This window comes from Haematobacter genomosp. 1 (genome assembly GCF_002196855.1).
Classification (GTDB): Bacteria; Pseudomonadota; Alphaproteobacteria; order Rhodobacterales; family Rhodobacteraceae; genus Haematobacter.
Genome location: NZ_NIPW01000011.1, coordinates 99,454 through 123,866, shown reverse-complemented (window position 1 = coordinate 123,866; position 24,413 = coordinate 99,454). Strand labels below are relative to the sequence as shown.

At 66.6% G+C, this 24,413-nt stretch carries 20 protein-coding genes, 2 tRNA genes and 1 pseudogene; 15 read left to right on the top strand and 8 right to left on the bottom strand.

Annotated features, from left to right (window positions below):
* The first annotated feature begins 14 nt into the window (after window positions 1-14).
* Entirely contained in the window at window positions 15-1,553 is a 1,539-nt protein-coding gene (locus tag CDV49_RS08785) for a YifB family Mg chelatase-like AAA ATPase (protein WP_088215165.1), read from the top strand.
* A gap of 352 nt (window positions 1,554-1,905) precedes the next feature.
* Window positions 1,906-2,076: a hypothetical protein gene (locus tag CDV49_RS20450; RefSeq protein WP_179209151.1), complete on the top strand. Its 171-nt coding sequence runs from the start codon at window positions 1,906-1,908 to the stop codon at window positions 2,074-2,076.
* 524 nt (window positions 2,077-2,600) lie between these two features.
* On the opposite strand, the gene parA is transcribed toward CDV49_RS20450, so the two are convergent.
* The 3 genes from parA to CDV49_RS08770 form a co-directional block, all read right to left on the bottom strand.
* On the bottom strand, window positions 2,601-3,236 hold the full coding sequence (gene parA / locus CDV49_RS08780; protein ID WP_088215250.1) for a ParA family partition ATPase: 636 nt from the start codon (window positions 3,234-3,236) through the stop codon (window positions 2,601-2,603).
* Between the two features lie 78 nt (window positions 3,237-3,314).
* Window positions 3,315-4,124 carry an SseB family protein gene (locus tag CDV49_RS08775; RefSeq protein ID WP_256947290.1) on the bottom strand — a complete coding sequence of 270 codons (810 nt, stop codon included), beginning with the start codon at window positions 4,122-4,124 and terminating at the stop codon, window positions 3,315-3,317.
* Window positions 4,114-4,719: a uracil-DNA glycosylase family protein gene (locus CDV49_RS08770; protein WP_373447792.1), complete on the bottom strand. Its 606-nt coding sequence runs from the start codon at window positions 4,717-4,719 to the stop codon at window positions 4,114-4,116. Before CDV49_RS08770 ends, CDV49_RS08775 begins: the two co-directional genes overlap by 11 nt.
* Before the next feature lie 318 nt (window positions 4,720-5,037).
* Here CDV49_RS08770 and CDV49_RS20860 point away from each other — a divergent pair, with 318 nt between their 5' ends.
* Genes CDV49_RS20860 through CDV49_RS08760 form a run of 3 tightly spaced genes read left to right on the top strand, consistent with a single transcriptional unit; the run spans window position 5,038 to window position 7,570 of the window.
* Window positions 5,038-5,172 carry a hypothetical protein gene (locus tag CDV49_RS20860; RefSeq protein WP_256947289.1) on the top strand — a complete coding sequence of 45 codons (135 nt, stop codon included), beginning with the start codon at window positions 5,038-5,040 and terminating at the stop codon, window positions 5,170-5,172.
* A gap of 49 nt (window positions 5,173-5,221) precedes the next feature.
* Window positions 5,222-6,055, top strand: a complete 834-nt coding sequence (gene kdsA / locus CDV49_RS08765) for a 3-deoxy-8-phosphooctulonate synthase (RefSeq protein ID WP_088215163.1) — start codon at window positions 5,222-5,224, stop codon at window positions 6,053-6,055.
* Between the two features lie 21 nt (window positions 6,056-6,076).
* Window positions 6,077-7,570 carry a phosphomannomutase/phosphoglucomutase gene (locus tag CDV49_RS08760; protein WP_088215162.1) on the top strand — a complete coding sequence of 498 codons (1,494 nt, stop codon included), beginning with the start codon at window positions 6,077-6,079 and terminating at the stop codon, window positions 7,568-7,570.
* Between the two features lie 50 nt (window positions 7,571-7,620).
* On the opposite strand, the gene CDV49_RS08755 is transcribed toward CDV49_RS08760, so the two are convergent.
* On the bottom strand, window positions 7,621-7,899 hold the full coding sequence (locus CDV49_RS08755; RefSeq protein ID WP_143413145.1) for a hypothetical protein: 279 nt from the start codon (window positions 7,897-7,899) through the stop codon (window positions 7,621-7,623).
* A gap of 354 nt (window positions 7,900-8,253) precedes the next feature.
* Complete coding sequence (locus tag CDV49_RS08750) at window positions 8,254-9,009, bottom strand: IclR family transcriptional regulator domain-containing protein (protein ID WP_179209150.1); 756 nt, start codon at window positions 9,007-9,009, stop codon at window positions 8,254-8,256.
* A gap of 149 nt (window positions 9,010-9,158) precedes the next feature.
* Between CDV49_RS08750 and CDV49_RS08745 the strand changes: the two genes are divergently transcribed.
* From CDV49_RS08745 to pcaF, 3 genes are read left to right on the top strand one after another with little or no spacing between them, the layout of a single operon-like run.
* Window positions 9,159-9,881, top strand: a complete 723-nt coding sequence (locus CDV49_RS08745) for a 3-oxoacid CoA-transferase subunit A (protein WP_088215160.1) — start codon at window positions 9,159-9,161, stop codon at window positions 9,879-9,881.
* Window positions 9,878-10,567, top strand: a complete 690-nt coding sequence (locus tag CDV49_RS08740; RefSeq protein WP_088215159.1) for a 3-oxoacid CoA-transferase subunit B — start codon at window positions 9,878-9,880, stop codon at window positions 10,565-10,567. Before CDV49_RS08745 ends, CDV49_RS08740 begins: the two co-directional genes overlap by 4 nt.
* 10 nt (window positions 10,568-10,577) lie before the next feature.
* Window positions 10,578-11,780, top strand: a complete 1,203-nt coding sequence (gene pcaF, locus CDV49_RS08735; protein WP_088215158.1) for a 3-oxoadipyl-CoA thiolase — start codon at window positions 10,578-10,580, stop codon at window positions 11,778-11,780.
* 54 nt (window positions 11,781-11,834) lie between these two features.
* Here pcaF and CDV49_RS08730 read toward each other — a convergent pair whose 3' ends face one another.
* Window positions 11,835-13,412, bottom strand: a complete 1,578-nt coding sequence (locus CDV49_RS08730; protein ID WP_088215157.1) for a TerC family protein — start codon at window positions 13,410-13,412, stop codon at window positions 11,835-11,837.
* A 425-nt stretch (window positions 13,413-13,837) separates the two neighbouring features.
* On the opposite strand from CDV49_RS08730, the gene CDV49_RS08725 reads away from it, so the two are divergent.
* A tRNA-Gln gene (locus CDV49_RS08725) sits at window positions 13,838-13,912 on the top strand.
* Window positions 13,913-14,035: 123 nt separating this feature from the next.
* On the opposite strand, the gene selD is transcribed toward CDV49_RS08725, so the two are convergent.
* Entirely contained in the window at window positions 14,036-15,091 is a 1,056-nt protein-coding gene (gene selD / locus CDV49_RS08720) for a selenide, water dikinase SelD (RefSeq protein WP_088215156.1), read from the bottom strand.
* Window positions 15,092-15,212: 121 nt separating this feature from the next.
* On the opposite strand from selD, the gene CDV49_RS08715 reads away from it, so the two are divergent.
* Window positions 15,213-16,427 (top strand): META domain-containing protein, encoded by a 1,215-nt coding sequence (locus CDV49_RS08715; protein WP_088215155.1) that lies wholly within the window; start codon window positions 15,213-15,215, stop codon window positions 16,425-16,427.
* On the opposite strand, the gene CDV49_RS08710 is transcribed toward CDV49_RS08715, so the two are convergent.
* The gene (locus tag CDV49_RS08710; RefSeq protein ID WP_256947288.1) at window positions 16,411-16,920 is read right to left on the bottom strand and encodes an Lrp/AsnC family transcriptional regulator; all 510 of its coding nucleotides are present in this window, start codon (window positions 16,918-16,920) and stop codon (window positions 16,411-16,413) included. The two genes, CDV49_RS08715 and CDV49_RS08710, sit on opposite strands and share 17 nt — an antisense overlap.
* Window positions 16,921-16,998: 78 nt before the next feature.
* On the opposite strand from CDV49_RS08710, the gene putA reads away from it, so the two are divergent.
* The 5 genes and pseudogenes from putA (at window position 16,999) to CDV49_RS08685 (ending at window position 24,355) form a co-directional block, all read left to right on the top strand.
* Window positions 16,999-20,448: a bifunctional proline dehydrogenase/L-glutamate gamma-semialdehyde dehydrogenase PutA gene (gene putA / locus CDV49_RS08705; RefSeq protein ID WP_256947287.1), complete on the top strand. Its 3,450-nt coding sequence runs from the start codon at window positions 16,999-17,001 to the stop codon at window positions 20,446-20,448.
* A gap of 75 nt (window positions 20,449-20,523) precedes the next feature.
* A tRNA-Asn gene (locus CDV49_RS08700) sits at window positions 20,524-20,598 on the top strand.
* A gap of 643 nt (window positions 20,599-21,241) precedes the next feature.
* Window positions 21,242-21,801: pseudogene (locus CDV49_RS08695) on the top strand (transposase); the annotation flags it as partial.
* A 672-nt stretch (window positions 21,802-22,473) separates the two neighbouring features.
* Window positions 22,474-23,346: a branched-chain amino acid aminotransferase gene (locus CDV49_RS08690; RefSeq protein ID WP_088215154.1), complete on the top strand. Its 873-nt coding sequence runs from the start codon at window positions 22,474-22,476 to the stop codon at window positions 23,344-23,346.
* A 37-nt stretch (window positions 23,347-23,383) separates the two neighbouring features.
* Window positions 23,384-24,355, top strand: coding sequence for a hypothetical protein (locus CDV49_RS08685; RefSeq protein WP_088215153.1), 972 nt, complete (start codon window positions 23,384-23,386; stop codon window positions 24,353-24,355).
* Window positions 24,356-24,413: the final 58 nt, after the last annotated feature.

Below are 24,413 nucleotides of genomic sequence, written 5' to 3'. Positions count from 1 at the left end.
AGGAAGGTTTCCCGATGACGGCCCGCGCCTATACCGTCGCTTTCGAAGGGGTGGAGGCACGGATCGTGGAGGTGCAATGCGCCCTTTCTGCCGGGCTGCCCGCCTTCTCCATCGTCGGTCTGCCGGACAAGGCCGTGTCGGAGGCGCGGGAGCGTGTGCGGGCGGCGCTGGCGGCCATGTCCATCGCCCTGCCCAGCCGCCGCATCACCATCAACCTCTCCCCCGCCGACCTGCCGAAGATCGGCTCGCATTTCGACCTGCCCATCGCCATTGCCCTGCTCGCCGCCCTCGATATCGTGCCGAAGGACGCGGTGGAGGGGGCGGTATTCATCGGCGAACTGTCGCTTGACGGCCGGTTGCAGGCGGTGAGCGGGGCACTGCCTGCGGCCATGGCAGCGGCCACGGAAAACCTCGGTCTCGTCTGCCCGAAGGATTGCGGGCGCGAGGCCGCCTGGGTGGAGGCGGCGCAGGTGATCGCACCCCGTTCGCTCCTGGAGCTGGTGCGGCATTATACCGGCCAACAGCCCCTTCCCCCCGCCGAACCGGGCGAGGTCGTGACCCCGGCGAGCAGCCGGGATCTGGCCGATGTCAAGGGACAGGAACGGGCGAAGCGGGCGCTGGAAATCGCCGCCGCGGGCCGGCATCACCTCCTGCTCATCGGCTCTCCCGGGTCGGGGAAGTCCATGCTGGCCGCACGGCTTCCCGCCCTCATGCCGCCGCTCTCGCCGGCCGAGGCGCTGGAGACCTCCATGATACACTCGCTTTCGGGCCTGATCCGGGAGGGAGGGCTGTCCAGAAGCCGCCCATTCCGTGAGCCTCATCACACTGCCTCCATGGCTGCGATCGTGGGCGGTGGGCGCACTGCCGCGCCGGGGGAGGTCTCGCTCGCCCATAACGGCGTGCTGTTTCTGGACGAGTTTCCCGAATTTCCCCGCGCCGTGCTGGAAACGCTCCGCCAGCCCCTGGAGACCGGGGAGATCATCGTCTCACGCGCCAATGCCCACAGCCGCTACCCCTGCCGGTTCCTGCTGGTCGCCGCCGCAAACCCCTGCCGATGCGGCTTCCTCGCCGAGCCTGCCCGGGCCTGCGCCAAGGCGCCCGACTGCGGCGCGGACTACCTCGCGCGCATTTCCGGCCCGCTGATGGACAGGTTCGACCTTCGGGTGGACGTCCCGCCCGTCGCCTATGCCGACCTTGACCGACCGGAAACGGGCGAAGGTTCCGCTCCGGTGGCCGCGCGCGTCGCAGCGGCGCGGGCGCTGCAGACCCGGCGCTACGAAGGGAAAGCAGGCATCCGCTCCAATGCCGATGCGGAGGGCCGTCTGCTGGAGGAGATCGCAACGCCGGACAGTTCCGGCAAAACGCTTCTCAATCGCGTGGCGGAGCGGTTCGGGCTTTCCGCCCGCGGCTATCACCGCGTGCTGCGCGTGGCCCGCACCATCGCCGATCTGGCGGGTTCCGAGACCGTGCGGGAGGCTCACGTGGCAGAGGCGGTGAGCTACCGCCTGAACCTTGGCAGCGGGGAAGCCAGTCCGTCGCGCATGAAGGCTTAGGGAGGCTGCTGAAGGGCCTCTGGTCTGCGCGTGGCGGAAATCGTCCGCGATCCGGGAAATCCAGCCCGAAATCCAAGCATTGCTGCTGGGTCCGGGACTGACTTCCCAATTTCCAGAGCATGGACCGGACACTTCAGAGCTTTTTCGGCAGCCTGTCGGACTGCGGATCTTCAGGCGGGCTGACCCGTGTCGGCGGCCTCCCTGCGGCATTCTTCGTGCGAGGGTTGCGCCATATGGGCTGACACCGAGCCTCGGGACTGGGAGAGAGCACCACGGTCGCCGGGCTGGGCGTCGGGGGGCCGATTGCTGCTGCGGGCGCGCCCGGCACGCGCGGCGGTGGAATGGGATCCGCATGGGCTCGAACCGCCTCGATCCTATCCGCAAGCTGGTGCAGAAACTGGCCGCGCGCGGGACATGGCAGCGGTCCTGTTACGAGACCGGTCCCGGCGGCTATGGTCTCCACCACAAGCTTGTCGACAGGGAGCATGGCTGCACCGCCGTTGTGCTCTCGCTGATGCGGTGAAGCCCGATCAACAGACCGAAGCAACCTCCGGACTGGACTTCGGTCACAGCGTCAGCCAATCCGCGCATGAGAGCCTGTCTGGCAGTCGCCTCGGCTCCCCATGCATCCACATCGGGACGCCCGCGGTCGAGCTGGAAGAAGGCGTTGCGTAACGGGTTGACGACCATCGTGAGCAGACGGACCAGAAGGCCCATCAGCCCTGCATCGGAGCGAACATCGTTCGCAATCTGACGAAATTCAGCCGGAGACCCGCGCAGTTCGTGTCATTTCCGAGCCGCTTTCCCGGCTTGCAGAAAGGGGGCTGCCAGAAAGGGGGTTCCAGAAAGAGGCATGGGACTTCAGGGCTTGTCAGCAGCCTTTTGGACCGGGCGGGGCCACCTGTGATGGAGCGGGCCGTTCGGCGATCCGCGTGAGGATAAGGCACCGGTGCCCTGACCGGCCCGCATCGGGACACGCCGGTGGTCCCGGCGACACCCTGGGGAACGGCTCCCGCGACCCAGCCGGAACGCCCGCTCTCCGGCCGTTCAGGTCGCCAGTCGCTCCTTGATCTCTTTGCGCAGCGCGGCGATCTCCTGCGCGGCGGGGCTGCTCCGCGCGGCTTCCAGCGCCGAAAGCCCCTGCCCCAGCGTCTCGGCATAAACCACCCGGTTGCCGAGCGTCGCGCCTGCAAGATCGGCGTTCAGGGAACGGGCGGCTTCGGCCACTTCCGCTGCGAGACGCGTACCGGGTTTCGTGCGGTTCAGCACCAGCACCGCCGTCCGCTTCACCCGCTCCGCCAGATCGAGCACCCCTTCCGTCGCCCAGAGATCGACATGCGAGGACGCCACCGGCACAAGCACCAGATCCGCCTCCCGCAGCGCGGGACGAAGGTCGGAGTCCACTTTTGGCGGGGTGTCGATGATGACGTAATCCGCCATCCTGCGCAGCTTGTCGCATTCATAGGACACGCCCCATGCGGAGGCCGTCGAGAATTCCAGCCCCGCGTCCCCGAGCCGCTCCCGCCGCGTCATGAACCAGCGGCCAAGGCTACCCTGCGGATCGGTGTCGATCAGCGCCACCGAATTCCCCTCCGCCGCCAGCGCGACGGCAAGGTTGGCTGCAATGGTGGTCTTGCCACTGCCGCCCTTCTGCTGCGCGACGGTGATGATCCTGCCAGTCATGCCTGTCCCCTTCAGCCCCTGCCCCAGCCTATCCACCATGCCGCAGCGCGGAAAGGAAAACTTGCGGACCGCCCGAGGTCAGCGCAGCCGCGGCGGCTTCAGGGGGTCCATACCGGGGGGAAGCGGCGTCGTCTCCACCTGCACGGGGGTGGCTTCGGGGAGGTCGAAGCGCAGGCCCACGCGGGCAAGACGCGCCGCGATCGGGTCGGAGAGGTCGAAGAAGGCCACGTCCAGCGCCCCGGCCTCGATCCCCGAAAAGGCCAGCGCCTCATGCGTTGCGCGAACCAAGGCCTGCGTCGCACCGGGAGCTGCGGCCATGAAGGCCAGCATGTGGCTTGGCCGCCCGTCCGCGTAGCGCACCCCCACGAGATAGGCGGACCGGGCAAGCCCGGCAGCCAGCGCCAGCTTGGTATCCAGCGCCGCGACAAAGCTTTCCGGCAGGCCACGCGGCGGCAGGATTTCCTCCGGCCGGGCCTCCAGCTCCTCCGCCTCCCGCTCCAGCGTCTCCGCCAGCCAGCGGACCGCATCGGCGGGCATCAGAAAGCCGGAGGCTGCGCCAAGATTCAGCGCCATCCCCAGACCCTCCCCCGCCAGCATGCCCGCGACCACCCGCCCGGGCAGGGCGACATAGGGGGCAACACCTTCCGCAAAGGCAGCCAGCCGGTCCTCCCGGTCAAAGGCCGCGATCATCGCGCCGTCCTCAAGCGGAAAGATGCGGGGACGGACGGTATCGTCCTCCGTCTCCTCCTCGAGCAGCAGGTAAAGCTCCGAATCGGCCACCCGCTCATAGAAGGCAAGCCGAAGCGCATCGTCCTCGGGACGGGCCTCCATCGCCTCATGCGCCAGATCGATCGCCGTCTTCTGCATCGCCGCTCCTTCAGCTTCCATCCAGCACCTCCCGCACCCGCGCCCGGAGCACGGGAAGCAGCTCCGCCGCGAACCAGGGGTTCCGTTTCAGCCACCCGGTATTGCGCCAGGAGGGATGAGGCAAGGGAAAGACGCGCGGCGCATGGGCGCGCCAGCCCGCGACGGTCTCCGTCACGCCGCCTTTCGCGCCCAGATGCCAGCGATGGGCATGGCCACCGACCGGCAACAGAAGCGGCATCTCGCCCAGCGCCTCAGTCACCTGATCGTGCCATGCGGCCGCGCAACGCGGCGGGGGTGGCAGGTCAGCGCCCTTGGCGTCATAGCCGGGAAAGCAGAAGGCCATCGGCACCACGGCGACGCGGGAGAGATCGTAGAATTCCTCCTCCGACATGCCCAGCCACTCACGAAGCCGCCTGCCGGACGCATCCCAGAACGGCCGCCCCGCCTCATGCACACGCAGGCCGGGCGCCTGACCGGCGATAAGGATCCGCGCCCCCGGCCGGAACCAGACCACCGGACGCGGCTTGTGGGCCGTCGCGGTGCGTGCGAAATCCTCCGCGCACAACCGGCAGGATTCGATCTGCCGGACAAGCTTCGGCGCGGTTTCGGGTGGCAAGATCGACATGCGATACTAGGTAGGCATCGGGACGCGCGGCGACAATCGTTGCGTTTACCCGATGGTAGGAAGTTCATGACACATCGCGCGGGACGACGCGAAAAGTCGGACAAGCAGGCAAGGAGAGGGGGCTGGCGCCCGGGTTGCACGAAAATGTTGCATCCAGATGGTACACAAGCCACCATACCCCTGTTCGGACAGGTGATTTCAGAAATGAGTATTCGGGTAAGACGGTTTCGCACCCGCTCCGGGGAAGCGCTCGGCCCGCTGGCGCCGCTGGGGCCCGGCAGCATCGCGGCAAATGCTGCGGAGAATGGGATGATGCAGGCCCAGCTGCCCCTCGACGGGGCAGCACCAGCGGCTGTCCTGCAGATGGGACGCGCGCCCGCAGAGGAGCGGGACGAGCGGATTGCCGCCGTGAGGCCGGTCAGCCCGGACTGGCGCTCCGCGTGATCTTACCTATTTTGGCGTCAACAGAATTCAGCGTTACGGAGACGCCGGAATGACAACGTTTCGTATTGGAGAGGTGGAGGTCGGCAACGACCTTCCCATGGTCCTCATTGGCGGTCCCTGCCAGTTGGAGACGGCGGATCACGCCCAGATGATCGCCGGCCGGCTGAAGGAGATCTGCGACGGGCTGGGCATCGGACTGATCTTCAAGTCCAGCTTCGACAAGGCCAACCGCTCCTCCCTCACCGGCAGGCGCGGCGTGGGGATGGAAGCCGGACTGAACATTCTGGCGGGCGTGAAGCAGATCTTCGGCCTGCCGGTGCTGACCGATGTCCATGAGAGCTGGCAGTGCGAGGATGTGGCCGCGGTGGTGGACGTGATCCAGATCCCCGCCTTTCTCAGCCGCCAGACCGATCTGCTGCTTGCCGCCGGGCGGACGGGAGCGGCCGTGAACATAAAGAAGGGGCAGTTCCTTGCCCCCTGGGACATGCCGAACGTCGCCGACAAGGTCGCCTCCACCGGCAACGACCGTATCCTGCTGACGGAGCGGGGCACCACCTTCGGCTACAATACCCTGGTGACGGACATGCGATCCCTGCCCCAGATGGTGCGGACGGGATATCCGGTCATCATGGATGCCACCCATTCCATCCAGCAGCCGGGCGGCCTCGGCACCGCTTCCGGCGGCCAGCGCGAATTTGCGCCCGTCATGGCGCGGGCGGCCATCTCCCTCGGCATCGCGGGCGTGTTCATTGAGACGCACCAGGACCCCGACAACGCGCCATCCGACGGTCCGAACATGATCCGGCTTGATCGCATGCCCGCGCTTCTGGAAAGTCTCAAGGCGTTCGATATGCTTGCCAAAGCCGACCCGATCCGCATCTGACCCCCCAAACGAGAGTTCCGTATGAAACCCTTGCCCGTCTCCAAGCCCAACACGTGGGAATTCCTGCGCGATCCGATGATCGCCCCCACCGGATTCCGCGAATATGACGCGCGGTGGAAGTATCCGCAGGAAATCAACCTGCCCGGCATGACGGCGCTGGGTCTGGGCCTTGGCACGCAGATGTGGAGACGCGGGATCGAGCCGGTAATCGCCGTCGGCAACGACTATCGCGACTATTCGCTCGCCATCAAGAACGCGCTGATCCTCGGCCTCATGCAGGCGGGGATCCATGTGAAGGACATCGGCCCCGCGCTGTCTCCCATGGCCTATTTCAGCCAGTTCTACCTGGATGCGCCCGCGGTGGCGATGGTCACGGCCTCTCACAACCCGAACGGCTGGACCGGCGTGAAGATGGGGTTCGAGCGCCCCCTCACCCATGGCCCGGACGAGATGGCGGAGCTGAAGAACATCGTCCTGAACGGTGAGGGCGAGGCCCGCGAGGGGGGCAGGTACGAATTCGTCGATGGTGTGAAGGAGGCGTATCTGGACGATCTGGTCGGCGATTTCCGCATCTCGCGCCCGCTGAAGATCGTCTGCGCCACCGGCAACGGCACCGCCTCCGCCTTTGCGCCCGAAGTGCTGAAGCGCATGGGGGTTGAGGTCGTGCCGCTGCATAACGAGCTCGACTACACCTTCCCGAACTACAACCCGAACCCCGAAGACATGGAGATGCTCCATGACATGGCCCATGCCGTGAAGGCGTCGGGCGCGGACATGGCGCTCGGCTTCGACGGCGACGGGGACCGCTGCGGCGTCGTGGACGATGAGGGCGACGAGATCTTCGCCGACAAGGTGGGCGTCATCATGGCGCGCGATCTGGTGAAGCTCTATCCCGGCGCAACCTTCGTGGCGGATGTGAAATCCACCGGTCTCTTTGCCTCCGACCCTGACCTGATCGCGGCGGGCGCGAAGGCCGATTACTGGAAGACCGGCCACAGCTACATGAAGCGCCGGGTCAAGGAACTGGGCGCTCTCGCGGGGTTCGAGAAGTCGGGCCACTACTTCCTCGCCGAACCGATCGGGCGTGGCTACGACGACGGGATGCGCGTTGCGGTGGAGATCTGCAAGCTCATGGACCGCAATCCGGGCGCCAAATTCTCCGACCTGAAGAAGGCACTGCCCAAGACCTTCTCTTCGCCCACGATGTCGCCCGCCTGCCCGGATACGGAGAAGTATCAGGTGCTGGGCCGGATCGTGGAGAAGCTGGTGAAACGCGGGGAGGAAGGCGGCTCCCTCGGCGGTGTGAAGATCAAGGAAGTGGTGACCGTGAACGGTGCCCGCGTCATCCTTGAGAACGGCGGCTGGGGGCTGGTGCGGGCGTCCTCCAACACCCCGAACCTCGTCGTCGTGGTCGAAAGCCCGGAAAGCGATGAGCAGCTCCGCGCGATCTTCCAGGATCTGGACAGCGTGATCCGCACCGAACCCTCGGTCGGTGACTACGACCAGACGATCTGATCGGAAGGGGCCGGCTTATCGGAAGGGGGCCGGTCGCCCGGCCCCTTTATCTACCCGCGGATCACGCGCAGCGCGACACCGCGGAGCGCCATGACCACACCAAGGATCAAGGCATTCGCGACCAGCCCTGTCGCGAAGGCGGCCATGAACGGTTGCCCCTGATGGAGCGTCATCGGGATCAGCGCTGCAACGAAGGCGATCCCGGCAAGCGATGGCACGAGCACCCCGGTGGTCGCCCGCGTGTTTGCAATCGTGAATGTCAGCGCGATGAGCAGCCCGATCCGAAACGGATCGGCAAGCTGGCTCATGAACAAGTTCAACAAATTCAAGTCATCCTCCCCAAAAGTCTCCCGCGGAGGATACTGCACGGTCGCCCCTCAAAAAGAAACGGAAAACAGGGAGCTGCGATCAACGACCCTTGCGCCGGGTCTCCATCCGGGAGCGTTTGCTGACGATCCGGCCCGCAGCCATGGTTCCCCGGCAAGGCGAAAGTGAAGGGCCGCTCTGCGCAAGCGGTCCTGAAGCCCCCGCACGGGTTGGCCCGCGGCGCAGCATGACGCCGACCAGGATCGGCCCCTGCCCCAGCAACCTCTGCCCCCCAACCTCCGCCTCCGAAAGGACAAGCCAGAGACGGGCCCTGAACAAAGGGAACCGCCCAGCGGCAAGCACTGGCGCGCGCTCCCCTATGCAAGCAGGGGCCGCAGCGCGGCCTGCAGCGCGCGCAGAGGGGGCAGGAAGCGCCCCGCCATTTCCACCGCTGGAACCTGCGCCGCCGGCGCGCCGATGTTCAGCGCGGCAACGACCTGTGACCGGTCGTTCAGAACCGGCACGGCTATGGAGCACAGGCCGATTTCCAATTCCTGATCGATCACCGCATAGCCCTGCTGACGGACACGTGCGAGTTCCTGCATCAGCAGAGCGGGATCGGTGAGCGTGCGCGCGGTATATGGAGGACGGTCGGCGGACCGGATCAGGGCCTCCGCCTGCCCTTCCGGCAGCGCGGCCAGCAGAATGCGGCCCATGGAGGAGCAGAACGCGGGCAGACGGCTGCCCGCCATCAGGTTGATCGACATGATCCGCTGCTGGGCGGCACGCGCGATGTAAACGATCTCCGCCCCGTCCAGCACGGAGACGGAGGAGCTTTGCCCGACTTCCGCCGACAGCCTGTCGAGCCGGGGCTGGATCACCGTGGCAAGCGGCAACCCCTGCAACCATGCCTGGCCGAGCCGCGCGACCTTGGGGGTGAGGGCGAAGAACTTGCCGTCATGCTCCGCATAGCCGTGCGCGACGAGCGTGAGGAGACAGCGCCGCGCCGTTGCCCTGTCCAGGTCGGCCCGCTCCGCCACTTCGGTAATGGTGAGCCGCGGCACCCCGGCAAACGCTTCGATGACCCGCAGGCCCTTGGCAAAACCGCCCATCAGGTCGCGCGCATCGGTCATTTCCGGCCCTCAAATGCGATAATCGAACAAATATCGCATAACGCACAAACCTGTTGCTGTCGAGCAAGGCTGGGCATAGGGTCGCGCGCGACGGCCCGCCCGGACCCGTTCCGACCCCGAAGCGCGCGGCCCGCAGGAAGGAGACCCGCATGGACAAGACACTCCCGAGCACGGCGGAAGCCGTGGCGGAGATCGGTGACGGCGCGACGGTGATGATCGGCGGTTTCGGCGGATCCGGCGCACCGCTGGAACTGATGGCGGCGCTGATCGCCCGCTTCAAGGAAACCGGCAGCCCGAAGAACCTGACGATCGTCAACAACAACGCCGGAAACGGCCGCGTCGGTATCGCCGCGATGATCGACCTCGGCATGGTCGGCAAGATGATCTGCTCCTTCCCGAAATCCAGCGACCCCCGCGCCTTCACGGAGCGCTACCTCGCGGGCGAGATCGAACTCGAACTGGTGCCGCAGGGCACGCTGGCCGAGCGGATCCGGGCGGGCGGCGCGGGCATCCCCGCCTTCTACACGCCCACGGGCTACGGGACGGAGCTCGCCGAAGGCAAGAAGATCGAGGAATTCGACGGACGCCCCTATGTGCAGGAGCGCTGGCTGAAGGCGGATTTCGCGCTCATCAAGGCCCGCGATGCCGATAGGCTGGGCAACCTGACCTACAACATGGCCGCCCGGAATTTTTCCCCCATCATGTGCACCGCCGCGGCCACGACCATCGTGCAGGCGAGCCATATCGTGGAACCGGGCAGCATCGACCCGGAGAACGTGATCACCCCCGGCATCTTCGTGGACCGCATCGTCCATGTGGCCGAACCCGAGCAGGAAGAGGTGCTCATCCGCGCAGGAGTTTCCCAGGAATGACCGTGAACGTTCGCGACGACATCAAGCTTTCAAATGCCCAGATCGCCTGGCGCGCGGCGCAGGACATCCGGGACGGCGCCTATGTGAACCTCGGCATCGGCTTCCCGGAGATGGTGGCGCGCTACCAGCCGCCCGGACGCAAGGTGATCTTCCATACCGAGAACGGCATTCTCGACTTCGGCGCCGCCCCGCCCGAGGGGCAGGAGGACTGGGATCTCATCAACGCGGGCAAGAAGGCGATCACGCTCAACCCGGGCGCGTCCTTCTTCCATCATGCGGACAGCTTCGCCATGGTGCGTGGCGGTCATCTGGACGTGGCGATCCTCGGCGCGCTTCAGGTGGCGCAGAGCGGCGACCTTGCCAACTGGCGGGTGGGCGACAAGGGCGTTCCCGCCGTCGGCGGCGCGATGGACCTTGTCCACGGCGCGAAGCAGGTCTGTGTCATCACCGAACACGTGACCAAGAAGGGCGAGCCGAAGCTGGTGGAGAGCTGCACCTTCCCGCTGACCGGCGTGGCCTGCATCACCCGTGTTTACACCAGCCATGCGGTGGTGGACATCAAGGACGGCCATTTCGTCCTGCGGGAGAAGCTGGCCGCGATGACTTTGGATGAACTGCAAGCGATGACCGGCGCCAGGCTGGTGATCGACGGGCCGGTCGGCGATCTGACCGTTCCGGCACTGTGAGGAGGACAGAATGACCGAAGCCTATATCTGCGACTATATCCGCACCCCCATCGGCCGTTTCGGCGGGGCGCTTTCCTCGGTCCGCGCCGACGATCTGGGCGCGATCCCGATGAAAGCGCTGATGGAGCGCAATGCGGGCATCGACTGGGAAGCCATCGACGATGTGATCTACGGCTCCGCCAACCAGGCGGGCGAAGACAACCGTAACGTGGCGCGCATGTCCCTGCTGCTGGCGGGCCTGCCGGTTGCCGTGCCGGGCACCACGATCAACCGGCTCTGCGGGTCGGGCATGGATGCCGTCATCATGGCGGCGCGCAGCATCAAGGCCGGCGAGGCCGAGATCATGATCGCGGGCGGCGTGGAATCCATGTCCCGCGCGCCCTTCGTGATGCCGAAGGCGGACACGGCCTTTTCCCGCAATGCCGAGATCTATGACACGACCATCGGCTGGCGCTTCGTCAACCCGCTGATGAAGGCCCAGTATGGCGTCGAGTCCATGCCGGAGACGGGTGAGAACGTGGCGGAGGACTTCCACGTCAGCCGTGAGGATCAGGACGCCTTCGCCCTCCGCTCGCAGGCCAAGGCGGCCGCCGCGCAGGAAAACGGCCGGCTGGCCAGGGAAATCACCCCGGTGACCATTCCCCAGCGCAAGGGCGACCCGAAGGTGGTGGACAAGGACGAACATCCCCGTGCCACCACGATGGAGGCGCTGGCCAAGCTCGGCACGCCGTTCCGCAAGGGCGGCACGGTGACGGCGGGCAATGCCTCGGGCGTGAACGACGGGGCCGCGGCGCTCATCATCGCCTCCGAAGCGGCGGTGAAGAAATACGGGCTGACGCCCATCGCCCGGGTTCTGGGCGGGGCTGTCGCCGGCGTTCCGCCGCGGATCATGGGCATCGGCCCGGCCCCTGCGTCCAAGAAGCTGATGGCGCGGCTTGGCCTGACGGAAAAGGACTTCGACGTCATCGAACTGAACGAGGCCTTCGCGAGCCAGGGCCTTGCCACGCTCCGCGATCTGGGCATCGCGGATGACGATCAGCGCGTGAACCGCAACGGCGGCGCCATCGCGCTCGGCCACCCGCTCGGCATGTCGGGGGCCCGGATCACCGGCAGCGCCGCGCTGGAACTGCGGGAGACGGGCGGCAAGCGCTCCCTCTCCACGATGTGCATCGGCGTGGGCCAGGGGATTGCCGTGGCGCTCGAACGCGTCTGAACGACGGCGGAACGCAACGAAAAGGGGCGGCAGGATCACCCGCCGCCCCTTTTCTCATTCGGTGACCCCGTCAACAGGATCGTCCAGCCGCCTGACGCGCACCCGGTCGATGGCGTGGCCGTTCATGGCCGTTACCTCGAACTCCAGCGCGCCCGCGCTCACCCGCTCGCCTACGGCGGGCAGATGGCCCAGCTGCCACAGGATGTAGCCGGCGAGCGTCGAATACCGCTCCGTCGCGTCCTCCAGATCGGTTTCCAGCAGGGTGGAAGCCCGCCGGATATCGACCCAGCCGCTGACCAGATAGGAGCCGTCGTCGAGCCGCTCCATCGTGGTCTCGTCCTCGTTCTCATCGGCGAAGTCTCCGGCGATGGCTTCGAGGATGTCGGTCGGCGTGGCGATGCCTTCGATCGTGCCGAATTCGTCCACGATCACCGCCATCTGCACCGGCGTCTTGCGGAGCTGCTCCATGACGCGGAGCGCATCGACACTCTCGTGCAGAACCAGCGGCTGCTTCAACGAACGATCAAGGTTGATCGCCCCTTCCGCCAGCACGTCGCGCATAAGATCGCGGGTGAGCGCCACGCCGACGAAGTTCTCGATGCTCCCCCGCGCGACCAGATACCGCGAATGCCCTTCACGCAGGATCTGCTCCTGCAACGCGGCGACGGGCGTGTTCAGGTCGAGCCAGTCGATCTCCGTCCGCGGTGTCATGACGGAGGTCGCGGGGCGTTCCGCCAGCGTCAGCACGCCCCGGATCATCTCCTGCTCCTCCGCGCCGAACAGGCCCCCCTCGCTCGACTGCTGGGCGATCACCTCGGCGTCGCCCGACAGTTCGCCCGACGACCGCGACCGCCCGCCCAGCATGCGCAGCACGGCATCCGCCGCCCTGTCCCGCATATCGCCGGAGGTGAGCGACCGCTCCCGGTTGCGGCGGCTGATCTGGTTCAGCGCCTCGACCATCACCGAGAAACCGATGGCGGCATAGAGATACCCTTTCGGCAGGTGATAGCCGAAGCCCTCCACCACCAGCGAGAACCCGATCATCATCAGGAAGCCGAGGCACAGGATCACCACCGTCGGATGGCGCGAGACGAAGGCCATCAACGGCTTGGCCATCAGCAGCATCACGCCCACCGCGATGATGACCGCAATCATCATGACGGAGACATGCTGCACCATGCCGACCGCCGTGATCACGCTGTCGAGCGAGAAGATGGCGTCGAGCACGATGATCTGCACGATGACCTGCCAGAACACCGCATGGGCCACGCGCTGTTCCTTGTGCGCCATGTGGCCTTCCAGCCGTTCATGGAGCTCCATCGTGCCCTTGAACAGCAGAAAGACGCCGCCGACGATCAGGATGATGTCGCGCCAGGAGAAGCCGAACCCCAGCAGCGAGAATACCGGCTGGGTCAGGGTCACGATCCACGCGATGGAGGCCAGAAGCCCCAGTCGCATGACCAGGGCCAGCGAAAGGCCGATGATCCGCGCCTTGTCCCGCTGATGCGGCGGCAACTTGTCGGCGAGAACGGCGATGAAGACGAGGTTGTCGATGCCGAGAACGATTTCCAGAACGACGAGCGTGGCAAGTCCCACCCAGGCCGACGGATCGGACATCCATTCAAAGAACATTAGGAAAATCCTGTTGGAGTGTTCGGTGCAGCATATGCGCCCCGGCCCGCTTCACGGCAGGCGGAACTCTATCGCGGAAACCGGATATGTCATGACATGCGAACAGGGGGGTCTCCCCCCTTCGTCGTGGTCCCTCTCCGGGACTGTCGCCCTCCGGGGGAGGAACCGTGTCTGAATGCGAGGGCATTCTTCCGCTCTTGATGCTGCCCGCAAAATCTAGCGCAGCCGCGCGCTTGCTGCAACCGGCCTGCGGCAATTTGCTCCGACACCCTCGCCGGAGGCACCCGCCGTTCCGCCGCAGGACGCTCCTTTTCCTCACCCCGCCCCTTCCAATGGCCCTTGCAAAGCCACAATGCAGCGGGGCGCAAAAAGTGCGATTTTCCGTCTTGCACCCCCCCGCGGCCTTCGCTAAACACCGCCGCAGTTGGGGCGTCGCCAAGTGGTAAGGCAGCGGTTTTTGGTACCGCCATTCCCAGGTTCGAATCCTGGCGCCCCAGCCATCTACCGTAAAGCATCCATGTCGCTACGATGCCCCCCTGATCTCGGGGCGCGCCTTCACCTGTCAATGAGCGATGAGGGAATAGCCGCCCAACCTGCGCGCAGGACGGGCGGGGGCGACTGGTTCAGACGACTTCCACGCGCACCGGACCATCCGTCACCTCGCCGACAAGGCTCGCACGGTCATAGCCTGCGGCGCGGATGCGGGCGAGCATTGTCTCTGCCGCCTCCGGCGCGACGGCGACCAGCAGCCCGCCAGAGGTCTGCGGGTCGGTGAGAAGCTTCACCCGCCAGTCGGGCACACCCTCCGGCAACAACACGTCCCCGCCATAGCTGGCCCAGTTCCGGGCCGATGCGCCGGTCGCCAGCCCGCCTTCGGCCAGCGCTTCAGCATGGGCAAGGAACGGCAGATCACCCATCCCGAGGCGCAGCGCCAGGCCCGCGCCCTTTGCCATCTCCAGCCCATGCCCCAGAATGCCGAAGCCGGTGACATCGGTGATCGCATGCACCGCCGGGTCGCGGGAAAGCTCTCCGCCGATCCGGTTGAGAAGCGTCGTCGTCGCGATCATCTCTTCATAACCGCCGGGCGGCAGGACGCCCTTCTTGATGGCGGCGGAATAGATGCCGACGCCCAGCCCCTTCGTGAGGATGAGCTTGTCGCCCACCCGCGCGCCGCCGTTGCGACGGATATCCTCCGGCGTGGCCAGCCCGATGACGGCAAGACCGTAGATCGGCTCCGGCGCGTCGATGGAGTGACCCCCCGCAACAGGAATGCCCGCCTCCGCACAGGTCTCCGCGCCGCCCGCCAGAATGGCCCGGACAGTCCCGACGGAGAGCTTGTCGATCGGCATGCCGAGAATGGCGAGCGCCATGATCGGCCGCCCACCCATGGCGTAGATGTCGGAAATCGCGTTTGTCGCGGCGATACGCCCGAAATCGCGCGGATCATCCACCATCGGCATGAAGAAATCCGTCGTGGCGATCACGCAGGTCCTGTCATCCACCTGCCAGACCGCCGCGTCGTCCGAGCCTTCGTTGCCCACCAGAAGCTGCGGGAAGGCCTGCGCCAGCGGCTGTTCGGCCAGCAGGTCGCGCAGGACGGAGGGCGCGAGCTTGCAGCCGCAGCCGCCTCCATGCGCGAGCGAGGTGAGCCGGGGTTCGGAAAGGATCTGGTCGGACATGGCGAAAGCTCCGTTCTCAACCCGCGAAGTCTCGCACGCGGCCGGGCCGGGGTCGAGGCCTGCTTTGCCTCCGGCACTCTCCCGCTATATTCCTGTGTGGAACACATGAAGGAGGGACGCCATGCGTCTTTTGTCCTGCGCAACCCTGGCCGCGGTGATCGCGGGAGGGGCCGCCTTTGCCCAGCAGCGCGACGTGACGGGAGAACTCACCTACCGGGAGCGGGTCGCCCTGCCGGACGGCGCTGTCGCAAGTCTGGAGCTGCGCGACGAGACGGGACGGGTCGTCGCGGCGCGGGATATCGGGACGGAAGGGCGGCAGGTGCCGATCCCATTCGATATCAAGGGACCGACCGATATTCCGCTGATGCTGCGCGGCGCCATCCAGCTCGGAGGAGAGGTGATGTGGGTTTCCGATCCCGCGCCGATCGCCACGGGAAGCGGCCCGGTGGCCGTCCCTCCTCTCATGATGCATCAGCACCTGTCGATGGGCTTTGCCTCCACCTATCGCTGTGGTGACCGGCTGGTGGAGATCGGCTTCATCAACGACGGTGCGCGCCTGCGGATCGGCGCGGATTACTACGATCTTCATGAGGCCAGAACCGCCTCCGGCGCGAAGTACGAGGCGGAGGACGATCCGGGAACCTTCGTCTGGAGCAAGGGGCCGGCCGTCACCGTGAGTATCGGCGGCGGGGCGCTTCCCGAATGCCATATCGACATAGACAGCACCGCCAATGCCGATTTCGTGGCACGGGGCAATGAACCGGGCTGGAGCCTCACGCTGACCGATGGCAGCTTCACCTTCACCCCGCAGGAGGGGGACAGCGTCTCGGGGCGCCTTTCCGCGGCGGAGGTGATGCCGCAGGGGCGCCGCTACACCGGCGGAAAGGGCGTGGTTCTGGCAATCGCCGACGCGCTCTGCCGGGACTCCATGACCGGGATGCCCTATCCCCGCCAGGTGACGCTGATGGCCGGGGAGCGGGAGTTCAAGGGCTGCGGCGGCGCGCCCGAAGACCTTCTTACCGGGCAGGACTGGGTGGTGGAGGATATCGGCGGCGGCGGCATCATCGACAGTTCGCACGTCACCCTTACCTTCGCCAACGGGCGTGTCTCGGGGCGTGCCGGTTGCAACAGCTACTTCGCGGGCTACGAACTGACGGGGGAGTCGCTGCGCTTCCGGCAGGCGGGCGCGACGATGATGGCCTGTGCGCCCGCCCTGATGGATCAGGAGCGCAAGTTCCTCGACGCGCTGGCGAGCGTCACGGGCTTCGACTTTTCTGACGATGGGGCGCTGCTGCTGAAGGCGGGGGACGAGACGGTGCTCAAGGCCCGCCACTGAACACGGGGGATTCGTCCTTCACCGCCTCCATCGCGACGAAGGTCGAGGTGGAGGCGACATGCGGCAGGGTGGACAGCTTTTCCCCCAGCACGGCGCGATAGTCGGCGATGTCGCCTGTCCGCACCTTCAGCAGATAGTCGAAGGAGGCGGCCATCATGTGGCACTCCTCCACCTCCGGGATCAACTGCACCGCGCGGTTGAACGCTTGCAAGGCCGCCTCCCGCGTGTCCGAAAGCCGGACCTCGACAAAGGCGACATGGGCAAGGCCGAGCCGGATCGGATCCAGCACGGCGCGGTAGCCCTTGATGTAGCCCGCCTCCTCAAGCCGCTTCACCCTCGCCTGCACGGGCGATTTCGACAGGCCCACCTTGCGCGCCAGTTCCGTCACCGGCAGCCGCCCGTCCACCGACAGGGACCGCAGGATGGCCCGGTCGAAACGGTCCAGATCGTCGCTTTCCATATCGAACCGGGGCGCGGCCACTTTTCGGTCCATCGGCCTGTCCTTGTGCTGACTGCAGGCGATCCGCCTTCTCGAAGGGGTGTATCATGGGCAGATAACGGGAGAAAGCGGATGCGCGACACGGTGATGGACCTCCAGATGAAGATCGAAGCCCTGAGGCTGGCGGAGGAAGGCCCCCTCCTCTCCCGGCTGGCGGAGGAGGCGCACCTGTCGCCCGGCGACCGCGCCCGCATCGCCGCCAGAGGGGCGGAGCTGGTCCGCCTGATCCGCCAGAGCGCGAAACCCGGCCTGATGGAAGTGTTTCTGGCCGAATACGGCCTGTCCACGGATGAGGGTATCTCGCTCATGTGTCTGGCGGAGGCGCTGCTGCGCGTGCCGGACGCTGAAACGATGGATGCGCTGATCGAGGACAAGATCGCCCCGTCCGACTGGGGCAGGCATCTGGGCAAATCCTCCTCCAGCCTCGTCAATGCCTCCACCTGGGCGTTGATGCTGACAGGGCGCGTGCTGGATGAGCGGGAGCCGGGCGTGGCGGGCCACCTCCGGGCCGCGGTGCGGCGTCTCGGAGAGCCGGTGATCCGGGGCGCCGTCTCCCGCGCGATGAAGGAGATGGGGCGCCAGTTCGTCCTTGGCGAGACCATCCAGTCCGCCATGAAACGCGCCGAGGGGATGGAGGCGAAGGGCTTCACCTATTCCTACGACATGCTGGGAGAGGCCGCGCGGACGGAGGCGGACGCCCGCCGCTATCACCTCGACTATTCCCGCGCGATCACGGCGATCGCCGCCGCAGCGAAGGGCAGCGACATCCGGTCCAATCCCGGCATCTCGGTGAAATTCTCCGCCCTGCATCCGCGCTACGAAGTGGCAAAGCGCGCGCGCGTGATGGAGGAGCTGGTGCCCCGCGTCCGGGCGCTGGCCGGTCTCGCCCGCGCGGCGAACCTCGGCTTCAACGTCGATGCGGAAGAAGCGGACCGGCTGACCCTTTCCCTCGACGTGATCGAGGCGGTTCTGTCCGACCCCGCGCTGAAAGGCTGGGACGGGTTCGGCGTGGTCGTTCAGGCCTATGGCAAGCGGTGCGGCCCGGTGATCGACCGCCTCTACGACCTTGCGACCCGGCTCGACCGCAGGATCATGGTGCGTCTGGTGAAGGGCGCCTACTGGGACAGCGAGATCAAGCGCGCGCAGGTTCTGGGGCTGGACGGCTTCCCCGTCTTTACCCGCAAGGCCGCGACCGATGTGAGCTATATCGCCAATGCGCGCAAGCTGCTCGGCATGACCGACCGGATTTATCCCCAGTTCGCAGGCCACAACGCCCATACCGTCGCCGCCATCCTCGACATGTCGACCGACCGCGACGCCTTCGAGTTCCAGCGCCTGCACGGCATGGGAGAGCGTCTCCACGACATCGTGCATGAGCGGGAGGGCACGCGCTGCCGCATCTATGCTCCGGTCGGGGCGCATCGCGACCTCTTGGCCTATCTCGTCCGCCGTCTGCTGGAAAACGGGGCGAACTCCTCCTTCGTGAACCAGATCGTCGATGAGGACGTGCCCGCCGAAACCGTTGCCGCCGATCCGTTTGCGGAGGTGGAGGCGCATCTGGCCGATGCCCACAACCCGGTGATCCGCCGCCCTGCCGGGATATTCGAGCCCAGCCGTGGCAATTCACGCGGCTTCGATCTAACCGATGCGGGCGATCTTGCCCGGATCGAGGCCGCGCGCGCGCCGTTCCTTGCCGCCCGGTTCCGCGCTGCGCCGATCCTCGCCCGGGCGGTGGAGGGTGGCGATCCCGTCACCGTGATGAACCCCGCCGATCCGACGGACGCGGTCGGCACCGCACTGTTCGCCACGCCCGATCAGGTGGAAGCGGCTCTCGATGCGGCCCGACCATGGAACGCCCCCGCCGAAGACCGCACCGCCGTGCTGAAACACGCGGCCGATCTCTACGAGGCCGATTTCGGCCGCCTCTTCGCCCTGCTCGCGCGGGAGGCCGGAAAGACGCAGGCCGATGCAGTCGCCGAACTGCGGGAGGCCGCGGATTTCCTGCGCTACTATGCCGAAGGTGCGGCGGCCCTTCCCCACCCTGCCCGGGGCACTTTCGCCTGCATCTCTCCGTGGAACTTCCCGCTCGCCATCTTCACCGGCCAGATCGCCGCGGCGCTCGCCGCCGGAAACGCAGTGATTGCGAAGCCGGCAGAGCAGACCCCGCTCATCGCCGCGCTTGCGGTGGAGCTTCTGTTGAAGGCGGGGGTTCCCGCAACGGCCCTGCAACTGCTGCCGGGCGACGGCGGGGTGGGCGCGCGGCTCACCTCCGATCCGCGGATCGACGGTGTGGCCTTCACCGGCTCCACGGACACCGCGCTGGCCATCCGCGGGGCAATGGCGGAACATCTCTCCCCCGGCGCGCCGCTGATCGCGGAGACCGGCGGCCTGAACGCGATGATCGTGGATTCCACCGCTCTCCCCGAGCAGGCCGTCCGCGACATCGTCGCCTCCGCCTTCCAGTCCGCCGGGCAGCGCTGCTCCGCGCTCCGCTGTCTTTACGTGCAGGAGGATGTCGCGCCCAGCATCACGCATATGCTCTTCGGCGCGATGGATGAGCTTGCGCTCGGCAACCCATGGACGCTGGCCACCGATGTCGGCCCGGTGATCGACGCCGAAGCCGCCGCGGGCATCGCCGCCCATGTCGCCCGGGCGCGCAGCGAAGGGCGGCTGCTGAAAGATGTCTCCGCCCCCGGAACCGGCCATTTCATCGCGCCCGCCGTCATCCGTGTCTCCTCCATCGCCGATATCGGCGAGGAGGTCTTCGGCCCTGTCCTGCACCTCGCCACATTCCGCGCGGGTGAGATCGATGGCGTGATCGATGCGATCAACGCCACCGGTTACGGGCTGACCTTCGGCCTGCACACCCGGATCGACGACCGGGTGCAGGAGGTGGTGGAGCGTATCCACGTGGGCAACATCTACGTCAACCGCAACCAGATCGGTGCAGTCGTCGGCTCGCAACCCTTTGGCGGCGAAGGTCTTTCGGGCACCGGCCCCAAGGCGGGTGGGCCGAACTACCTCGCCCGCTTCACGCGTTTCCCCGCTCCCGCGGCGGGCAGCGCCGACAGCGCGGGTGCGGATCTCGCGTCTCTCCGCGCCGCGCTCTCCCGCTCCTCCGCTATCGCAGAAGATACACGGCTGATGCCGGGCCCCACGGGCGAGTCGAACCGGCTCGGCCTCCGTGCGCGCGGGCCCGTCCTCTGCCTCGGCCCCGGCGATGCCGCCCGGGCGGATCAGAAGGCGGCGGTGGAGCGTCTGGGGGGAAGGGCAGTTTTGGTCAGCGGGCACCTGCCGCCTGATGCGCTTACCGGGATGAACGGATTCTCCGGCGCGCTCTGGTGGGGCGATGCGGCAGGGGGGCGTGCCTATGGCAGGGCGCTCGCCGCGCGCAAGGGGCAGATCCTGCCCCTCATCACCACTGAGCCGGACGCAGGTCACGTGCTGATCGAACGCCATCTCTGCGTGGATACCACCGCTTCCGGGGGCAATGCGGCTCTCCTCGCGGACGTCGCGGAATAAGCTTCGGGAGGGTGCGGAAAAGTTGTCTTTTGCCTCTGGACAGCCCCCGCACCCCCCGCTATACCGCCCCCGTGTTCCGGCGTAGCTCAGCGGTAGAGCAGTTGACTGTTAATCAATTGGTCGTAGGTTCGATCCCTACCGCCGGAGCCATAAATACCCTACAAGATCAAAGGGTTATGTGGCAAGACACACTCTCCGCCCTGTAGTGTATCGCTACGCTGTGTCAGGATTGTGCAGAGTATCATCCTTGCAGGACAGCACTGACGAAACCGGTGGTTCGCATATCTTCCTTTTCGGACTGGCCATGCAGGCGGTAGCCGGACTTATCGGAGCGGAGAGAGGCCAGTAGCAGCGGTTTGAAGGTAACGGAAGGATGGCCGGTATCTCCAACCCGTGTCGTAATTCTTGATCTGGACCGGCGTCCGGTTAGCGCCTCGTGCGGTCACCAATCCTGATTTGCGGGCTGCCCCGCCATACTCCCGGATCAGAGATTTTGCCTGCGCTCGTTCAGAACCGCTTTGGTTTCGCCATCCGGACCGGATGTGCCCTCAAGGCGAGGCCAGATCGTCCAACGTCAGCGCAGGACAGACTGTCCAGCCGCCGATCACCGGTTACTGGTAGCATCGATCCGAGATTGCAGGCGTTGATGAACTACCGAAAACGTCAGAAGTGCCATACGATGCTGTCCCTGAGCGTGGTGTAGGTTCTGGCTCAGGTGGTCACCGGCGATGTTCCGGTAGGGTCTGGTTGCTGACACCAACCTGGACCGGAGATTTCCCGGACGACCACTGACATGATGACCCTGCGCGACCTCGTCGAGAAGACCCCTGACGCGGACCTGCTGCGTGAGATGATTGGCTTTGCCGCCGAACGGCTGATGGATGGAGGTCGGCGCTGCCACTGGCGCAGCCTGTGGCGAGAAGGACCCGGCGCGGCGGGCGCAGCGCAACGGATACCGCGACCGGGACTGGGAGACCCGTGCCGGGACCGTCGAGCTGCGGATCCCGAAGCTGCGGAAGGGCAGCGACTTCCCGGGCTTTCTCGAACCCCGACGGATGGCCGAGAAGGCCCTGACGGCGGTGATCCAGGAGGCCTATGTTCAAGGCATCCCGACGCGCTCGGTTGATGACCTGGGCAAGGCGATGGGCATGTCGGGCATCTCGAAGAGCCAGGTCTCGCGCCTGTGCGAAGAGATCGACGGCAAGGTGAAGGCCTTCCTGAACCGGCCTTCCTGAACCGGGCGCCCTGAACCGGGCGCTCGAGGGCGATTGGCCCTATCTCCGGATCGACGCCACCTGCCTCAAGGTCCGGCGCGGAGGACGGATCGTCTCTGTCGCGGTATCCGTTGCGCTGCGCCCGCCGCGCCGGGTCCTTCTCGCCACAGGCTGCGCCAGTGGCAGCGCCGACCTCCATCCATCAGCCGTTCGGCGGCAAAGCCAATCATCTCACGCAGCAGGTCCGCGTCAGGGGTCTTCTCGACGAGGTCGCGCAGGGTCATCATGTCAGTGGTCGTCCGGGAAATCTCCGGTCCAGGTTGGTGTCAGCAACCAGACCCTACCGGAACATCGCCGGTGACCACCTGAGCCAGAACCTACACCACGCTCAGGGACAGCATCAGATACGCTATCGCAGGCGACGCTCGCGCAGCAGGGGCGTCAACCAAAAGACGTTCGCCAGCCGGCACAAGCTGGCGACGGTCGAGGGCCTGAAAGGAGTCGCCCTTGACGATGCTGACCGGAGTTGGGGGGGGTGCGCTTGCTGTCACTTTTCGGAGCCCGACACTTCTGCCGTTTATACAGGGCCCTTGTACTTATACAGGGCCCTTGTACGGGGTAGAGTCCCCTGAGCATTGGACAGCCTTTACCGATAGTGCACCGGGCGCATGGATTCACGCCAGTTCGAACAATTGCAACGATCTCACGGCAGCGCGCAAACTCCCCCGCCGGTACGCGGCTTGGCACCCAGCGTCGCTCTGGACCCCGGCGGGCCAAAGTGCTTTACCCATCGCGACTGAAGGAGCTTGCCATGGCATTCGGAACCAATATCCGCACTTACTTCAACGGCACCTGGCATGACGGCGACATTCCGGTGATGCGTGCCGCCGATCACGGCATGTGGCAGGGGTCGAGCGTGTTCGACGGTGCCCGCCTGTTCGAAGGGATCACGCCCGACCTCGACACCCACTGCGCCCGGCTGAACCGCTCCGCCGAAGCGCTGATGATCACGCCGAACGTCGATGCGGGCGAGATGGTGGACATCGTGCTCGACGGGCTGAAGTCCTACGGGCCGAACGCGGCTGTCTATATCCGGCCGATGTACTGGGCGATCCACGGCAGCGAGCTGGGCGTCGCGCCGCTGAAGGGCGAAACCGGCTTCGCCATCAGCCTTGAGGAAGTGGCCATGCCGCCGATCACCTCCTCCACCACGCTGACCACGACCTCCTTCCGGCGCCCGGTGCTGGCCGACAACGTGACCAATGCCAAGGCGGGCTGCCTCTATCCGAACAACGCGCGGATGCTGGTGGAGGCGCAGGCCAAGGGCTTCGGCAATGCGCTGGTGCAGGACGCGCTCGGGAATGTCGCCGAAACGGCGACGGCCAACGTGTTCATGGTGCGGGATGGCGAGCTGTTCACCCCAATCGCCAACGGCACGTTCCTTTCCGGCATCACCCGCGCCCGTCACATCGCCAATGCCCGTGCCGCGGGTCTCACGGTGCATGAGACCATCCTGACGCTCGACGATTTCCGCAAGGCCGATGAGGTCTTCCTGTCGGGCAACTTCTCCAAGATCACCCGCGTCTCCGCCTTTGAGGACACCACCTACAAGACCGATGCGATGACCCGCCGGATGCGTGACATCTACTGGGACTGGGCCCATTCGACCGCAGCAGCGGCCTGAACCCTCCGGCCGGCGGTTTCGCCGCCGGCTTGCCGCGATGCTCTCTGCGGGCATTGCGGTGGCGACGCTCGGGAGCACGATCCTCGTGCTCCGCGACACTCCCCTTACCGCGCCTTTCGTGGAGCGTTCGACGGCGGAAATCGCCCGCGCAGCGGATCGCGCCATGGCCCGCGCCGTCACGGCGGACTGGCTTCTCCCCCGGCTCGGCGATGCAATCCGGGCGGGGGACGAGGACGCCGTTTCCTTCTATGCCGCTCTTGCGCAAGACCATCGCATCCCTCTGCCCCCGCCGCTTGGCGAGGAGCTTGCCGCCTTCCGCGCCGCGCGGGAGGGCGGTTTCGCGCGGCTCTCGGAGTGCGCGGTCTGCGCCTATGACGTGGCCCGTTGCCCGAGCATCGAACTGCTCGCGATCTGTGCCTTGCCGGTGGAAATGACCCCGCTCGGCGACCTGAACGCCCTCCGCCGGGGAGGAGCGGCATATCTTTCCGGCCAACCGCTCGACCGGCTGGAGACGGGTCTGGCAATCGTCGGGCTTGGGGCGACGGGGGCGGCGCTGGCCACGGGCGGGGGCGGTCTTGTCGTCAAGGCGGGCGCGACGACGCTCCGCCTTGCGCAGAGGCTCGGGAGGATGACGCCCGGCCTTGCCCGCGCGCTGGCGGAGAGCACCCGCCTGCCGCTGGGCAGCGGGGCGCGGGCCGCCCGTTCCGCAGACGTGACCGCGGACCTGCTGCGGCTGGGCGGAAACGCGGGGGTGGCGCCGACGCTGCATCTTCTTCGCCACATCGACAATGCAGAGGATGCGGCACGGATCGCGCGCCTGTCCGATGCGGCCGGCCCCCGCACGCGGGGCGTGGTGGAGGTGCTGGGCAAATCCCGCGCGTTGCGGCTGACGGTCCGTCTGGCTGACAGGGTGCTGGCGGCGATGGCGCTGATATATGCGCTCATCCTGCAAGTCGCATTATGGGCGGCGGGGCGTCTGGGGCGGGCGGCCCTCCGCGCGTTGGCTTGACGGTTGCGGCGGACGCCCGGCTTTGACATCATCGAACGGCTCTCAGAAGGGATCGGGA

Bases quoted from the DNA above. Each gene is read 5' to 3' on its own strand.
- CDV49_RS08730 (WP_088215157.1), bottom strand. From the start codon at position 13,412: ATGTTCTTTGAATGGATGTCCGATCCGTCGGCCTGGGTGGGACTTGCC.
- selD (WP_088215156.1), bottom strand. From the start codon at position 15,091: ATGTCCGACCAGATCCTTTCCGAACCCCGGCTCACCTCGCTCGCGCAT.
- kdsA (WP_088215163.1), top strand. From the start codon at position 5,222: ATGACAACGTTTCGTATTGGAGAGGTGGAGGTCGGCAACGACCTTCCC.
- CDV49_RS08710 (WP_256947288.1), bottom strand. From the start codon at position 16,920: ATGGACCGAAAAGTGGCCGCGCCCCGGTTCGATATGGAAAGCGACGAT.
- CDV49_RS20860 (WP_256947289.1), top strand. From the start codon at position 5,038: ATGATGCAGGCCCAGCTGCCCCTCGACGGGGCAGCACCAGCGGCTGTC.
- CDV49_RS08690 (WP_088215154.1), top strand. From the start codon at position 22,474: ATGGCATTCGGAACCAATATCCGCACTTACTTCAACGGCACCTGGCAT.
- CDV49_RS08750 (WP_179209150.1), bottom strand. From the start codon at position 9,009: ATGACCGATGCGCGCGACCTGATGGGCGGTTTTGCCAAGGGCCTGCGG.
- putA (WP_256947287.1), top strand. From the start codon at position 16,999: ATGCGCGACACGGTGATGGACCTCCAGATGAAGATCGAAGCCCTGAGG.
- CDV49_RS08775 (WP_256947290.1), bottom strand. From the start codon at position 4,124: ATGGAAGCTGAAGGAGCGGCGATGCAGAAGACGGCGATCGATCTGGCG.
- CDV49_RS08760 (WP_088215162.1), top strand. From the start codon at position 6,077: ATGAAACCCTTGCCCGTCTCCAAGCCCAACACGTGGGAATTCCTGCGC.
- CDV49_RS08785 (WP_088215165.1), top strand. From the start codon at position 15: ATGACGGCCCGCGCCTATACCGTCGCTTTCGAAGGGGTGGAGGCACGG.
- pcaF (WP_088215158.1), top strand. From the start codon at position 10,578: ATGACCGAAGCCTATATCTGCGACTATATCCGCACCCCCATCGGCCGT.
- CDV49_RS20450 (WP_179209151.1), top strand. From the start codon at position 1,906: ATGGGCTCGAACCGCCTCGATCCTATCCGCAAGCTGGTGCAGAAACTG.
- CDV49_RS08745 (WP_088215160.1), top strand. From the start codon at position 9,159: ATGGACAAGACACTCCCGAGCACGGCGGAAGCCGTGGCGGAGATCGGT.
- CDV49_RS08715 (WP_088215155.1), top strand. From the start codon at position 15,213: ATGCGTCTTTTGTCCTGCGCAACCCTGGCCGCGGTGATCGCGGGAGGG.
- CDV49_RS08740 (WP_088215159.1), top strand. From the start codon at position 9,878: ATGACCGTGAACGTTCGCGACGACATCAAGCTTTCAAATGCCCAGATC.
- CDV49_RS08685 (WP_088215153.1), top strand. From the start codon at position 23,384: ATGCTCTCTGCGGGCATTGCGGTGGCGACGCTCGGGAGCACGATCCTC.
- parA (WP_088215250.1), bottom strand. From the start codon at position 3,236: ATGACTGGCAGGATCATCACCGTCGCGCAGCAGAAGGGCGGCAGTGGC.